Annotated in this window: 11 protein-coding genes; 3 read left to right on the forward strand and 8 right to left on the reverse strand. The window is 69.0% G+C overall.

Features of this window, described 5'->3' with window-relative positions; all coding sequences use genetic code 11:
- Positions 1-4 precede the first annotated feature (4 nt).
- From atzF to ACTJKY_RS09315, 8 genes are read right to left on the reverse strand one after another with little or no spacing between them, the layout of a single operon-like run.
- Positions 5-1759, reverse strand: coding sequence for an allophanate hydrolase (atzF, locus tag ACTJKY_RS09280; protein WP_440845607.1), 1755 nt, complete (start codon positions 1757-1759; stop codon positions 5-7).
- The gene (gene uca, locus ACTJKY_RS09285; RefSeq protein WP_440845608.1) at positions 1756-5358 is read right to left on the reverse strand and encodes an urea carboxylase; all 3603 of its coding nucleotides are present in this window, start codon (positions 5356-5358) and stop codon (positions 1756-1758) included. The genes atzF and uca overlap by 4 nt, the downstream gene beginning before the upstream one ends.
- A complete protein-coding gene (locus ACTJKY_RS09290) occupies positions 5355-5990 on the reverse strand; it encodes an urea amidolyase associated protein UAAP2 (RefSeq protein WP_440845610.1) in 636 nt (211 codons plus the stop codon). The genes uca and ACTJKY_RS09290 overlap by 4 nt, the downstream gene beginning before the upstream one ends.
- Positions 5990-6808: an urea amidolyase associated protein UAAP1 gene (locus ACTJKY_RS09295; protein ID WP_440845611.1), complete on the reverse strand. Its 819-nt coding sequence runs from the start codon at positions 6806-6808 to the stop codon at positions 5990-5992. Before ACTJKY_RS09295 ends, ACTJKY_RS09290 begins: the two co-directional genes overlap by 1 nt.
- Complete coding sequence (locus ACTJKY_RS09300; protein WP_206364592.1) at positions 6805-7248, reverse strand: CopG family ribbon-helix-helix protein; 444 nt, start codon at positions 7246-7248, stop codon at positions 6805-6807. The genes ACTJKY_RS09295 and ACTJKY_RS09300 overlap by 4 nt, the downstream gene beginning before the upstream one ends.
- A 32-nt stretch (positions 7249-7280) precedes the next feature.
- A complete protein-coding gene (locus ACTJKY_RS09305) occupies positions 7281-8087 on the reverse strand; it encodes an ATP-binding cassette domain-containing protein (RefSeq protein WP_168845473.1) in 807 nt (268 codons plus the stop codon).
- The gene (locus ACTJKY_RS09310; protein WP_440845612.1) at positions 8084-8899 is read right to left on the reverse strand and encodes an ABC transporter permease; all 816 of its coding nucleotides are present in this window, start codon (positions 8897-8899) and stop codon (positions 8084-8086) included. The genes ACTJKY_RS09305 and ACTJKY_RS09310 overlap by 4 nt, the downstream gene beginning before the upstream one ends.
- Before the next feature lie 13 nt (positions 8900-8912).
- Entirely contained in the window at positions 8913-9992 is a 1080-nt protein-coding gene (locus ACTJKY_RS09315) for a putative urea ABC transporter substrate-binding protein (protein ID WP_440845614.1), read from the reverse strand.
- A 229-nt stretch (positions 9993-10221) separates the two neighbouring features.
- Between ACTJKY_RS09315 and ACTJKY_RS09320 the strand changes: the two genes are divergently transcribed.
- Genes ACTJKY_RS09320 through ACTJKY_RS09330 form a run of 3 tightly spaced genes read left to right on the forward strand, consistent with a single transcriptional unit; the run spans position 10222 to position 14226 of the window.
- Positions 10222-11778, forward strand: a complete 1557-nt coding sequence (locus tag ACTJKY_RS09320; RefSeq protein ID WP_440845615.1) for an ATP-binding response regulator — start codon at positions 10222-10224, stop codon at positions 11776-11778.
- The gene (locus ACTJKY_RS09325; RefSeq protein ID WP_440845616.1) at positions 11768-12685 is read left to right on the forward strand and encodes a response regulator; all 918 of its coding nucleotides are present in this window, start codon (positions 11768-11770) and stop codon (positions 12683-12685) included. Before ACTJKY_RS09320 ends, ACTJKY_RS09325 begins: the two co-directional genes overlap by 11 nt.
- Positions 12682-14226 (forward strand): sulfotransferase, encoded by a 1545-nt coding sequence (locus ACTJKY_RS09330; protein WP_440845617.1) that lies wholly within the window; start codon positions 12682-12684, stop codon positions 14224-14226. The genes ACTJKY_RS09325 and ACTJKY_RS09330 overlap by 4 nt, the downstream gene beginning before the upstream one ends.
- The last annotated feature ends 60 nt before the right edge of the window (positions 14227-14286 follow it).

The raw sequence follows: 14286 nt of genomic DNA on the forward strand, positions 1-14286 counted from the left end.
CCGCTCAGCCTCGCGCGATGTACGCGCGCCAGCCGCCGAGCGCGGTGATGTCCTCGGCGCCCGTCATCGCGCGCGGTTCGGCGACGAAGCCCTTGACCATGCTGCCGTCGGCCAGCGTCACCGTGCCGATGGCGAGCGGCGGCGGCACTTCGGCGACGAAGCTGCCGAACGCGGCCATGTCGAGCTCGTAGACTTCCAGCGCGATCGCCGCACCGTCCTCGCTATGGACCAGCGCGGGCTTGGGCGGCACGCTCTCTGCCATGGCGTAGAGCTTGTAAGTCGGCGCCGTGGTGGTCGCCTCGACGAACTTGGCCTCGCGCGAGGTCAGCTGCCAGTGGAGCGGCATGCCTTCGAGATGGGCGCCTACGACCGCGAGCTTTACCGTTTCCATCCGTCCCTCCAGGTCCAGCGGCGGCGGGGATGCCGGCGCGGGGAAAAGTGCGTTCGCCGCGTCGAGCAGTGCGCGATCGGTGCCCGCCGGGCCCATCAGCGTCAGGCCGAAGCCGACGCCGCTGGCGTATGTGCCGGTCGGCACCGCGATCGCGGCCATGTCCAGCAGGTTCACGAAATTGGTATAGGCGCCGAGGCTTGCGTTGAGCCTGATCGGTTCGGCGAGCATCTCCGCGACGCGGTAGCTGGTCGGCGCGGTGGGCAGCGCGAGCAGGTCGACCTGCTCCCACATCGCCTCGGCGATGCGGGCGAGTTCGGCCAAGCGATAGGCGCCGTTGAACGCGTCGATCGCGCTATAGCCGAAACCGCCCTCGACGATTTCGCGCACCACCAGGTGGATGGCGTCTGGGTTCTCGAGCAGCAGGCCTTGTAGCGCGGCGGTGCGCTCGGCGACCCAGGGGCCGTCGTAGAGCAGGCGCGCGGCTTCATCGAGCGGGGCGAGGTCGATCTCGACCAGCTCGGCATTGAGGCCGGCGAGCGCCTGGCGGTAGAGAAACTCGGATTCGATATCGCCGAACCAGCGGCATTGGTCCGGCCGGGGCACGCCGATGCGGCGACGGGCGCGGGGTACGTCCGGCAGGTCGCGGGAGAGCGAGTCCGTCCGATCGAACCCGGCCGCGATGCTATCGACGAGCGCGGCGTCCTCGGTGGTGCCGGCGAAGACGGTGATGCAATCGAGCGTCCGGCACGCAGGCACGAGGCCGGTGCTGCTCCAGCGCCCCTTGCTGGGCTTGAGGCCGACGAGATGGTTGAACGCGGCGGGGACGCGCCCCGAGCCGGCGGTATCGGTGCCGAGCGCGAAGGCGACCAGCCCGGCGGCGACTGCCACGGCCGAGCCCGAGCTGGAGCCGCCGCTCACCCAGGCGCGGTTATAGGCGTTGCGCGGAATGCCATAGGGGCTGCGCGTGCCGTTGAGCCCGGTGGCGAACTGGTCGAGATTGGCCTTGCCCACCGGGATCGCGCCCGCCGCTACCAGCTTCGCGACCACGGTGGCCGATCGCTCCGGCTGGTAGGCGAAGGCGGGGCACGCAGCGGTGGTGGCGAGGCCCGCGAGATCGATATTGTCCTTCACCGCGAACGGCACGCCGGCGAGTGGCAGCGTCTCGCCTGCGGCGATCCGCGCATCCACTGCGGCCGCAGCGGCACGCAGCGCTTCGGGTTCGAAGCGCGAGATCCACACCGCCGGTTGGATCGCATCATAGGCGTCGAGCCGCGCCAGCACATCCTCGATCACCGCGACCGCACTGCGCCTGACCGCCTGCACCTCGGCGGCAATGCCCGCCACCGAAAGCTGGTCGAGCGCGGTCATGCCCGCACCAGCGCCAGCACCGGCGAACCCGGGGTGACGGTCTGCCGCTCCGCGACATAGAGCGCCGCCACCGTGCCCGCCGCCGGGCTGGTGACCGGGAACTCCATCTTCATCGCTTCGAGCACGGCGATCGTCTCGCCCGCGTCGATGGTGTCGCCCACTTCCTTGAGCAGCTTCCACACGCTGCCGCCGAACGGCGCCTCGACCAGTTCGGCACCCTCCGGCACCGTCACCGCTTCATCGGCGCTGTCGTCGGCGGTTTCGGTGAGGCTGGCGACGCGATCGAACTCGCCCTTGCGTTCCCAATCTGCACGCTCGGCCGCAAAGGCCGCGTTGCGCTGCTTCTCGAACGCGGCGATCGAGCGCGCATTCTCGGCGAGGAACTCGCGATAGTCGGAGAGCCGGAACTCGGTCTCCTCGATCTTGATCTCGCGACGCCCCAGCGGGAAGTCGCGCCGCCATTCGGTCAGCTCTTCATGGCTGACCGGGAAGAAGCGGATCTGGTCGAAGAAGCGGAGCAGCCAGGGCTTGCCCTCGGCGAAGGCGCCGGTCTGCCGGTACGTGTTCCACACCTGGATGGTGCGCCCGAACAGCTGGTAGCCGCCCGGCCCCTCCATGCCATAGATGCACATGTACGCGCCGCCGATGCCGACCACGTTGGGCGGCGTCCAGGTGCGGGCCGGGTTGTACTTGGTGGTGACCAGCCGGTGGCGCGGATCGATCGGGGTGGCGACCGGCGCGCCGAGATACACGTCGCCCAGGCCATAGACGAGGTAGCTGGCGTCGAAGATGATTCGGTGGACTTCCTCGGCGCTCGCGAGGCCATTGGCGCGGCGGATGAACTCGATATTGTCCGGGCACCAGGGCGCGTCGTCGCGGACCGCGCGCATGTAGCGCTGGATCGTCTCGTGAATCGCGGGGTCGTTCCAGCTGAGCGGCAGATGGACGATGCGCGAGGGGATGACGAAATCCTCGAGGTCGCCGAGCTCTTTCTCGATCTGCACCAGCCGCTCGATCAGCGCCGCCTCCTTCAGGCGGATGCCGTCGATATGCACCTGGAAGGATCGGATGCCCGGTACGATGTCGAGGATGCCCGACAGCGCAAGTTCTGCGAGCGCGGTGGTCGCGGCATGGACACGCAGGCGCAGCTCGAGGTCGAGCGTGATCGGGCCATATTCGACCAGCAGGTTGCGATCGCCCTGGCGGCGGAACAGCACGCGCGGGCGACGGCCCTTGGCGGGCAGGTCGACCAGGATCGCGTCGCGCCCGCCGCCCTTGGCGGGGCTGGTCGCGGTGGCGGCGCGGCCTTCGATCAAGGCTGCTTCCACCTGCGCGGCGGCACCGGCCTCGTCGAGGCTGACCTGCTCGAACTGGATGCGGTCGCCCGGCGCGAGCTGGCCGACCTTCCACAGGTCTGCCGCGATCACCACGAACGGGCAGACGAAGCCGCCGAGCGAGGGGCCGTCGGGGCCGAGGATGATCGGCATGTCGCCGGTGAAATCGAGCGCGCCGATCGCGTACGGGTTATCGTGAATGTTCGACGGGTGGAGCCCCGCCTCGCCGCCATCCTTGCGCGCCCAGTGCGGCTTGGGGCCGACCAGCCGCACGCCGGTGCGGTTACTGTTGTAATGGACTTTCCACTCGACCGAGAGGATCGTGTCGACATCCTCGGGTGCGAAGAAGTCGGGCGCGCCGTGCGGGCCGTAGAGGACGCGGATCGTCCAATCCGGGCCGAGCTGCTCCTGCTCGATCGCACGGGGCCCGGGGATCACGGCGGGGGCATGACCGGTAAGGTGCAGCGTGTCGCCGACGCGCAGCACGCGCCCGCCATGGCCGCCGAACTCGCCGAGATCGAAGGTGCTGGCGCTGCCGAGATAGCTCGGCACGTCGAGCCCGCCAGCGAACAGGATATAGCCGCGCATGCCGCCGCCGGTGACGCGGCCGAGCGCCAGCGTCTGACCCTCGGCGATGGCGAGCGGCTTGTTGCGCTCGGCTGGCTTGCCGTCGAGCGTCGCGGCGAAATCGGCGCCGGTGAGGACGATGCGGGTCGCGGCGTTGAACTGCAGTGTGGGACCAGTGGCGGTCATCTCCAGCCCGGGGGCGGTGCTGTCGTTGCCGAGCAGCATGTTGCCGAGCCGGAAGGCGCGGGCGTCCATCGGGCCCGAGGGCGGCACGCCGATGTCCCACAGGCCGACGCGGCCGGGATAATCCTGCACGCTGGTCGCGGTGCCGGCCGAGCGGACGACGATGCTCTGCGGGCGATGGACGACGGTTTCGAGCGAGCGGGTGGAGACATCGCCGGTCACGAAGTCTTCGCTGCGGGCCACGTCGCGCAGCCAGCGGACATTGGTCTCGATGCCGGCGAAGCGGGTGTGGTCGAGCGCAGCCTGCATCGCCGCGACGGCGGATTCGCGGTCCTCGCTATGGACGATCAGCTTGGCGAGCATCGGATCGTAGAAGGAGGAGACGGCGCTGCCCGATTCCACCCAGCTCTCGACGCGGACGCCCTCCGGGAAGGCCACGTCGGTGAGCGTGCCCGAGGCGGGGCGGAAGTCGACCGCCGGATCCTCGGCATAGAGCCGCGCCTGGATCGACCAGCCTTTGGGGGCGGGGACGGGGGTGTCGAGGAAGCTGTAGTCGCCGCCCGCGCCGCGGACCATCCACTCGACCAGATCGACGCCGGTCACTTCCTCGGTGACGCCGTGTTCGACCTGGAGGCGGGTGTTCACTTCGAGGAAGAACCAGTCCTCGCGCGCCGGATCGTAGAGGAACTCGACGGTGCCGGCGGAGCGATAGTTGGCCGCCTGGCCGAGCCGCACTGCCGCTTCGATCAGCGCCGCGCGGACGCGTTCGGGCAAATGCGGGGCGGGGGCCTCTTCCACCACCTTCTGGTTGCGGCGCTGGAGCGAGCAGTCGCGCTCGCCGAGCGCCACGACGCGGCCCTGGCCGTCGCCGAAGATCTGCACCTCGACATGGCGGGCGCGGGGCACGAAGCGTTCGAGGAACAGCCCGGCATCGCCGAAATTGCCCGCGCCCAGCCGCGCCACCGCGGCATAGCCGTCGCGCACCGCCTGTTCATCGGTGCAGACGCGCATGCCGATGCCGCCGCCGCCGGCGGTCGCCTTCAGCATCACCGGATAGCCGATGCGCTCGGCCGCTTCGAGCGCCGCCTCGACGCTGTCGAGCAGGCCGGTGCCGGGGGCGAGGGGGACGTTCTCCGCCTCGGCGAGCGCGCGAGCGCTATGCTTGAGGCCGAAGGCGCGAATGCTGTCCGGGGTCGGGCCGATGAACGCGATGCCGGCGGCCTCGCACGCCTCGGCAAAGCCGGCGTTTTCGGAGAGGAAGCCATAGCCGGGGTGGATGGCGTCTGCGCCGGTTTCCTTTGCCGCCGCCAGGATGCGCGCGACGTCGAGATAGCTTTCCGCCGCCGGTCCCGGGCCGATCCGCACTGCGATGTCGGCGAGCGCGACATGGCGCGAGGCCTCGTCGGCATCGGAGAAGACGGCGACCGAGCGGATGCCCATCTTCTTGAGCGTACGGATGATCCGGCAGGCGATCGCCCCGCGATTGGCGATCAGGACGGTGCGCACGCCGCTCATGCGGTGACGATCATGCGGACGGGGGTGGGATTGAAGCCGTTGCAGGGATTGTTGATCTGCGGGCAATTCGAAACGACCACGGTCACATCCATTTCTGCGCGAAGGTCCACGGTCAGGCCGGGCGCCGAGATGCCGTCGACGATGCCCAGCGCACCATCGGCCTCGACCGGCACGTTCATGAAGAAGTTGACGTTGGACACGATGTCGCGCTTGCCCCGGCCGTCGCGCAGATTGGCTTCGAGGAAATTGTCGACACAGGCGTGCTGCGACTTGGTGAAATGGCCGTAGCGCAAGCTGTTGGACTCGCAGGAACAGGCGCCGCCGATCGTGTCGTGATACTCGACCGCCGTCGCGGTGATCGTCATCATCGGCCGACCTTCGTTGGAGCGCAGCACGCTGCCGGTGCGCAGGAAGATGTTGGCCTGCGCCGCGATCGTGTCCTGCGCGCTGTAGCGTTCGGCATCGTCGTGGGTGGCGTAGAGGAGGAAGTCGACGGCCTGGTTGCCTTCGAGGTCGACGACGCGGAGCGTCTCGCCCGCTTTCACCCGGTGCAGCCAGGGGGCGCGGGCGGGGACGATCTCGTCATGGATCACCCGGCCGGTGAGGCCGGCAAGTGCCACATCCTGTTCCATCAGCGGCGGACCCAGTCTTCGGTGTTGAGGAAGGCGCGCTGCCGCTCGGGCGTCGCGTTGCGGATCGGATCGTCGGTCGTCGTCACCGGGCCGCGCCAGGCGGTGGCGCGCAGCGGCGTGACGGTCCAAGGGCGCGGATCGAGCACGTGCGGGCAGTTCGCCAGCACGACGATCAGGTCCATCTCGGCGCGCAGCACCAGCGCGCGGCCGGGCGTAAACGGCCCGAGCTGCGGTTCGGTGGTGCCGTCGGCCGCGATGCGGACGCCCTTGAACAGGTTCACGCACGGATGGACGTCGCGGCGAGAAAGGCCGTGCTTGGCGGCGCCGAGCAACAGCCGATCGCGCGCATTGGGGGTGGGCCCCGAATTGCTGCCGTCGCCATAATGCCGCGCGTTCGATGCGGCATTCGAGGCGCCGCAGAAGGCGTCATGCGTGCCCGCGTCGTCGCGCTCGATGCTGGCGAGCACGCGGCCCATATCCGAGAGGAACAGGCTGCCCTCGCCAAGATAGGCGTTCCACTGCACCTTCACCGTGTCCGCGACGTTCAGGCGCTCGGTCGGCATCGCAGCGTTGAACAGCTGGAGCGAGGCGCACGCATCGCCCTGCAGGTCGATCAGCCGCAGCCGGGTGCCGCGCGACAGCACCCGGCTGGCATAGCCGCCCGCGGCGACCGTTTCTTCCCATACGAGATCGTCTGCATGCACGCCCGCGGGCAGGTCGTCCGCGCGGGGCGGCAGGATCGGCATCGCCTCTACGACGGTGCCGGCCATCGCCCGCGCATGGTCGCGCGCGGCATTGGGGTCGGCGAGTGTGCTCATGCCGCCTTGCTCCCGGTTGGGGCCGCCGCCTCGTCCTGCTCGTGGAGCGGGGGCAGCAACGCGGTGGTGGTGAAGAGGCGCAGCTGCTGTACGCCGCGCACCTTGCGCAGCGCGTCGCACAGGTCGCGGAGCCGGCGTGCCGGCCCCTGGACCAGCAGCACCTCGAGCGACTGGTCGTCCTCTAAAAAGACGTGCTGCGAGGAGATGACCTCCTTCAGATACTCGGCCTGGGTCTGCGCCAGCTGGTGGCGCACCCGGCCGAGATCGGCGCGGTACACAAGGGTGATCGTGCCGGCGAGCATCTCCTCGGGACGCGAGGCGGCGCTCTGCTCGGCGAGTTCGTCGCGGATCAGCTCGGCGATTAGCTGCGAGCGCGAGGGGAGCCCGCGGTCTTCCACCATTTCATCGAGCTGGCGGAAGAGTTCGGCGGGCAGGCTCATGCTGAGCCGGGCGAGGGAGGAGGAGGGTTCCTTCACAATGATTCCTCTTTCCCGGTTATTACTGATTCTGTCAATCGTAATACTTCCTGCTGCGCCTCGACGATCGCCTCGCGCCGCTTGCGGGTTAGGTGGAGGTCGTAGACGGCGGTCGCGCCGAAGCGGTGCGGGGCGTGCGGATCGATGCGGCGCTTGTCGAAGGTGAGCACGCGGGTGCCGAGGTTGAACGCCTCGGAAATGTCATGGGTGACCATCAGCACGGTGAGTGCGTGCTCCTCCCACAGCTTGAGGATCAGCCGGTGCATGTCCTGGCGGATGCCCGGATCGAGCGCGCCGAACGGCTCGTCGAGCAGCAGTACGCGCGGCCGGGCGATCAGGGCCTGGGCGATGGCGAGCCGCTGCTGCATGCCGCCGGAAAGCTGGGCGGGGTAGAGGTCGAGCGCGTCGCCCAGCCCCACCTCGGCGAGCATCGCGGCGGCTTCGTCGCGGGCGCGGCGGCGGGCGGCGCCGAACAGCCGGGCGGTGAGCGGCGCGCCGACGCATTCGCGCTCGAACATCACGTTCCTGAGTGCCGTAAGATGCGGAAACACCGAATAGCGCTGGAACACCACCCCGCGATCCGGGCCGCATTCGCCGGGCAGCGGGGTGCCGTCGAGCAGGATCTTGCCGCGGGTCGGGCGCTCCTGGCCGAGCGCCAGCCGCAGGAAGCTGCTCTTGCCCGCGCCCGAAGGGCCGACGATCGAGACGAAGCTGCGCTCGGCAATGTCGAGCTCGACGCGTTCGAGCACGACCTTGTCGCCATATTCGAGCCAGACATTCTGGAAGGAGAGGAGCGCGCTCATCGGCCGGCTCCATGCGCCCAGGCGAAGGCGCGCTTGCTGAGCTGGGCCAGCGCCACGTCCATTAGGATGGCGAGGATCGAGATCCAGGCGACATAGGGGATGATGATGTCCATCGACAGATAGCGGCGGACGAGAAAGATCCGGTAGCCGAGGCCGATGTCCGACGCGATCGCCTCGGCCGAGATCAGATAGACCCAGGCCGGCCCGAGCGAGAGGCGGATGCCCGCGATCAGCCGGGGCAGCGCCTGCGGCAGCGCGACGCGGAGCGCGAGCTGCCAGCTGCTGGCGCCGAGCGTCTGCGCCTTGATCAGCTGCTCCTGCGGGATGGCGGTGATGTGGTCGGCGAGGTCGCGGATCAGGAACGGGGTGACGCCGATCACGATCAGCGCGACCTTGGCGGTGTCGCCCAGCCCGAAGACGATGAACAGGATCGGCAGCAAAGCGATCGGCGGGATCACGGCGATGGTGGTGACGAAGGCGCCAAAGGTGGCGCGGGCGGCGGGAAGCACGCCCAGCACCATGCCGACGAGCAGCGCAGAAAGCGCGCAGATGCCGAGCGCCATTCCCAGTCGCTCGAGACTGGCCAGCGTGTCCGCCCAGAAAAGCAGGCGGCCGCTCAGCGGATCGGCCTGGGCGAGCAGGCCGTGCATCGCCTCGACCATCGCACCCGGCGTGGGCAGCAGCTTGTCCGAGGGGTTCTCGGCGTGCCGCGCTGCCGAGGCGAAGAGGTAGACGATCGCCACCAGCAGCAGCGGCAGGCTCCCCAGCAGCCAGCCGGTGCGGCGGCGGGGTCGGATGTTCACCCAGCGCATATGGGGTCCGGCCTCAGAGCTTGCCGGCCGCGGCCAGCTCCATATAGGTCGGGTCGAAGCGCAGCTTGACGTTGCCCGCGTCCCCGATCGTCTTCCCCGGCACCGAGATACCGATCGCATCGGCGGACTTGGCGCCCTGGCCGAACAGCCCCTTGGAGAAGCTGAAGTCGCGCACCTTCACCATGGTCGCGCCGATTGCCGGCGACTTGACCGCGGCGACCGCATCCTGCGGCGTGGCATAGAGGTGCGTGGTGCTGAGCTGCGCGTCGAACGATTGCGGGGTGGTGCCGGCGAGCTTCGCCATGGCCGCGCGGGCGGCCGCGCCGGTGGCGTCCTTCTTCTGCATCAGCTGCATCGTCTCGTACCAGATGCCGGCCAGCGCCTTGCCGAGGTTGGGGTTGGCCTTCAGCGTCGCGGTGTCGACCGCGAGCAGGTCGAGGATCTCGGCGGGGACCTGGCTCGAATCGAACACCTTGGTGGCACCCGGCAGCTTGGCGACTTCGGTCAGCTGCGGGTTCCAGGTGACGACGGCGGTGGCGGCGGGGTTGGCGAAGGCGCCGACGATGTCCGCATCCGAGGTGTTGACCGTCTTCACGTCCGACAGCTGGAGACCCACCGTGGAGAGCCCGCGCGCCAGCAGATAGTGCGAGACGGAGAGCTCGACGAGATAGACGGTGCGGCCCTTGATGTCGGCGAGGCTCTTGGCGTTCTTGAGCACGATGCCGTCATTGCCGTTGGAATAATCGCCCAGGATGATCGCGCTGGTATCCTTGCCGCCCGCGGCGGGGATGGTGAGCGCGTCCATGTCGGTGACGGTCACGCCGTCCAGCTTGCCGGCGTTGAACTGGTTCACCGACTCGACGTAGTCGTTGACCTGGGTGAAGTGGATCTTCACGCCGTATTTGTCGGCCCATTTCTTTACGATGCCGGCCTGTTCGGCATAGGGCCAGGGCATCCAGCCCGCATAGATCGACCAGCCGATATTGAACTCGGTGCGCGCCTTGGGTGCAGTGCCGCTACCGCCGCACGACGCCGTCGCCAGCATCGCCACCGCCGCTACCGCGATCCGCGCCTTGGAAACCCATACTGTCATGATCGACCCCCATCTTCGCAGCGCGAGAAAGCGCGAATTTCAGCCGCCGGACGGTCGCATCCGATATTACGTTTGCTCAATCCAGTAATACGACTTATAGGCATGTCGTATGGCATGTGTCACCCCAAATCGTGATGCTGCAATGCGTCATTCAGGCACTGGCGAACCCCGGTTTCGGGGCGCTGCCGCCGCGCGTCCTTGCAGGCGAAGGGGCTGAACCGACATGGCGATGGCGCGCATTCTTGGGACGATTTGCCTGGGGCTCGCGCTGGCCGTTGCTGCCACTTTTGCCCGGCTGTTCCTGAAAGCGCGCGAGGGGCATCGCGCCGCCGAGGATGCGAATCGCGCGCAGACCGAACGGCTATGCGCCGAGATCGTCGCGCACCGCGAAACCGAAGCGGCGCTGGCCAAGGCCAAGGAAACCGCCGAGGCCGCCAATGCCGCCAAGACGCGCTACCTGGTGGCAGTTAGCCACGAGATCCGTTCGCCGCTCAACGCCATCTATGGCTATGCCCAGCTGCTCGAACGCGGCGACTCGATCCCGCCGCGCGAGGCGGGCGGGGTGATCCGCCGCTCGGCCGAGCATCTCACCAACCTGGTCGAGGGCCTGCTCGACATTTCGCGCGTCGAAAGCGGCGTCCTGCAGGTGCGGCAGGAACTGGTGCGGCTGCCTGCGTTGCTCGACCAGGTGGTAGAGATGTTCCGCGTCCAGGCCTCGGCCAAGGGGCTGTCGCTCGACTATGTCGTGGAGGGGCGGCTGCCCGCCTATGTCCGCACCGACGAGAAAAGGCTGCGGCAGATCCTGATCAACCTGCTGTCCAACGCGATCAAATATACCGACAAGGGCGGCGCGACGCTCACCATACGCTACCGCAGCCAGAGCGCCGCCATCGAGGTGCGCGACACCGGGCCCGGTATCCCGGCCGAGGACCTGGAGCGGATCTTCGAGCCCTTCGAGCGGGGCCGCGAGCCCGATACCGTGATGCAGCCGGGCATCGGGCTCGGGCTCGCGATCACCCACGTGCTGGCGCGGATCCTCGGCGGCGAAGTGACGGTGACGAGCAAAGTGGGAGAGGGCAGCAGCTTCCTCCTCCGCCTGCTGCTGCCCGAGCCGATCGAGGCGCCCGCCGGGGCGGCCGCCTATCGCCGCGTTACCGGCTATCAGGGGCCGCAAAAGACGATCCTGGTGATCGACGACAGCCCCGCGCAGACCACGGTGGTCAACCATCTGCTGCGCCCGCTGGGCTTTTTGGTGTTCGAGGCGAGCGGCGGCAGTGCCGGCCTCGCGCTCGCCGAACATTGTTCGCCCGATCTCGTGCTGCTCGACATCCAGATGCCCGGCACCAGCGGCTGGGACGTGGCCGAGCAGTTGCGCGCCCGCTTCGGGGCGGGACTGCGCATCGTGATGGTCTCGGCCAATGCGCATGAATTCCATGCCGGCCGCGACGGACGCCGCGCGCACGATGCCTTCCTCACCAAGCCGGTCGATCTCGACGCGCTGCTCGACATGATCGCGCGCCAGCTGGGGCTCGACTGGATCGTCGAGGACGCCGAGGCGCCCGCCGCGCGCCCAAGTCCACCGATGGCACTGCCCGAGTCGGCGGCGCCCTATCTCGATGCGCTGCGCCGCTTTATGAAGCTCGGGCATGTCCGTGGAATTGAAACGACACTCGTGACTTTGGAGAGGGACGTTCCCGAAAGCGCCGACCTCGTCGCGCGGCTGCGGCCGCAGCTGGAGGCGTTCGATCTGCGCGGGCTGGCAAGGACGCTCGACGATGTCGGCTAGCGATCCCGGCGCCACGATCCTGGTGGTGGACGACACCCCCGAATCGCTTCGCTTCCTGACCGCGACGCTGGAGCAGGCGGGGATGACGGTGCTGATCGCGGTCGACGGGCTCGCCGCGCTGGAGCTGCTGGAACATGGCACGCCCGACCTGATCCTGATGGACGCGGTGATGCCCGGGCTCGACGGGTTCAGCACCACCCGGCGGATCAAGCAGGACGGTCGCTTCCGCCATGTGCCGGTGATCTTCATGACCGGGCTGACCGAGAGCGAGCATGTCGTGCGCGGGCTCGATGCCGGGGCGGTGGATTATGTCCACAAGCCGATCGTGGTCGATGAGCTGCTGGCGCGCGTAGCGGTGCACCTCGCCAATGCCCGGATCGCGCAGAGCAGCCAGCTGGCGCTGGATACCGCCGGGCGACCCTCCTTCGCAGTCGACGGCGAGGGGCAGACCGGCTGGCTGACCCCGCTCGCCGCCGAGACGATTGAGCGACTGTTCCCCGATTGGTCGCCGCGTGCGCTGGACCTGCCCGACGAGTTGGCCGCGATCGTGCGGCGGCTGCAGGATCCGGCGGTGCCGCCGGGCGCGCAGGCGACGCTGCAGATCGGCGACAGTGCGCTCCAGTGCAGCTTCCTGCGCCAGACCAGCGCGCGCGAATGGCTGTTCCGCCTCACCGAGAAGCGCGAGGGCGATGCCGAACGCATCCTCGCCGAGCGTCACGGGCTTACCTCGCGCGAGGCGGAGGTGCTGGTGTGGCTGAGCCGCGGCAAGCAGAATCGCGAGATCAGCGAGATCCTGGAAATCAGCCCGCGCACGGTCAACAAGCATCTCGAGCAGATCTTCCAGAAGATGGGCGTCGAGAACCGCGCATCGGCCACCGCGATCGCCGTGGCGACGCTCGCCGGATGAGCGCGACGGCGGCGCGGGCGGCGCTGGAGCAGGGGGATTTCGAGGCGGCGGCGCGGCTGGCCTCGGCGGCGCTGCCGTCCGCCGAGGGTGCCTTCCTGCTGGGCGTGATCGCGGCGGAGCAGGGGCGGGTCGGCGAGGCGATCCGGCAGATCGAAGCGGCGGTGGCGGAAGCCCCGCTGGGCGAATATCGCGCGCAGCTCGCCCGGCTCTACACGTTGGTGCGGCGCGATGGCGAAGCGGCGGTGCAACTCGCAGCGGCGGAGGCTGACCCGCCTGGGGATGCGCTGTCGCGCGATACCATCGGCTGCGTCTATGCGCGGCTCGGCGACCATGAAGCCGCGCTGCCCCACTTCGAGGTCGCGGTGGCGCTGGCGCCGGAGAACGAAGCGTTCCTTTATAACCACGCGGCGACGCTGAGCTTTCTCGGGCGCATGGACGACGCCGAGGCGGTGCTGGAAACGCTGCTCGCGCGCAGCCCCGACGATGCCCGCGCGCACCATCTGCTCGCCGGGCTGCGCAAGCAGGGGACGGAGCGCAACCATGTCGACCGGCTGCAGGCGGCCAAGCAGCGCGCACGCGGCCCCAACCGGTTGCTCACCGGCTATGCGCTGGCCAAGGAGCTGGAGGATATCGGCCGCGGCGACGCGGCGCTGGCCTGTCTGTTGGAAGTGAACGCAGAGCACCGAGCTGCCCTCGGCTATGATCCGGCGCGCGATGCGGCGATCGTCGATGCAGTGGCGGGAAGCTGGCCGGCCTTCGCCGCCGCGCCGGTCACGGACGCACCCGCCGAGGCGCCGATCCTGATCATCGGCATGCCGCGCACCGGCACCACGCTGGTCGACCGCGTCCTCGCCGCGCATCCGGCGGTCGAGAGCGTCGGCGAGCTCCAGGCCTTGCCGCTGGCGGTAAAGGCCGCCTCGGGCACGCGCAGCCGCACGGTCCTCGACCCCGAAACGCTGCACGCGGCGGCAGACACCGATCTCGGTGCGATCGGCCGCGACTATCTGGCGCGCGCAGCGCATCACCGGCGGCTGCCCGAGCGGCGCTTCGTCGACAAATTCCCCGGCAATTTCCATTATGCGGGCATCGCCGCACGGGCGCTGCCGAATGCGGCGATCGTCTGCCTGCGCCGCAACCCGATGGACACGGTGCTGGCGAACTTCCGCAACCTGTTCGCGATCAGCTCGCGCTATTACGACTATAGCTACGACCTGCTCGATATTGCCGCGTACGTGGCCGGGTTCGAGCGGCTGATGGCGCTGTGGTGCGCGGCGCTGCCCGGGCGGATCCTTGAGCTGCGCTACGAGGATATCGTCGCCGACCAGGAAGGCGCCACCCGCCGCCTGCTCGCGCATTGCGGGCTCGATTGGTCGGAGCGGTGCCTGGAGTTCCATGCGCAGGGCGGGGCGGTCTCCACCCCCAGCGCGGCGCAGGTCCGCCGCCCGATCTACCGCGACTCGGTCGCGCGCTGGCGCAAGCACGAGGCGGTGCTGGCGCCCGTCGCCGCCTATTTCGCCGAACGCGGCATCGCCATCGCCTGAGCGCCGCGTACGTCAAACGGCGCATGGTGCGCCGCGGCGCGCTCCGGCAGCTTGCCGGAT

Origin of the sequence: Sphingomonas sp. 22176 (assembly GCF_052045505.1) — a bacterium.
In the GTDB taxonomy this organism is placed as follows: Bacteria; Pseudomonadota; Alphaproteobacteria; order Sphingomonadales; family Sphingomonadaceae; genus Sphingomonas.